This is a genomic window from Rhizobium sp. H4, assembly GCF_003013335.1.
In the GTDB taxonomy this organism is placed as follows: domain Bacteria; phylum Pseudomonadota; class Alphaproteobacteria; order Rhizobiales; family Rhizobiaceae; genus Rhizobium; species Rhizobium sophoriradicis.
The window spans coordinates 1-246 of record NZ_PSOW01000067.1 but is presented as its reverse complement, the minus strand read 5'-3'; the positions used below and the strand labels follow the sequence as shown (position 1 = coordinate 246).

The following is a 246-nucleotide window of genomic DNA, read 5'->3' as shown; positions in this document are numbered from 1 at the left end:
CAGGATCTCGGCACCGACGACACCAGCGAAATGCGTGCCGCCGAACCCGACGACCGGCCGCTGCCACCATTGGGGTATTGACGCGAATGCCGGTGCGGATGCTCACCCCCCTCTGCCCTGCCGGGCAGAGGGGGGTACCCTGCGGCACGCCCCCGACCATCCCGGAGGCCGCACCTGATGGCCGCCCCAATCACCGTCGATCTCTCCGCCGCCTTGGTGACCGCCCCGGTGCCGCTAGCGCATTGG

1 pseudogene is annotated in these 246 nt (G+C 70.7%); it reads left to right on the top strand.

From position 1 onward, the window contains the following. A pseudogene (locus tag C4N04_RS31490) lies at nt 1-81 on the top strand (cation:proton antiporter); the annotation flags it as partial. Nucleotides 82-246: the final 165 nt, after the last annotated feature.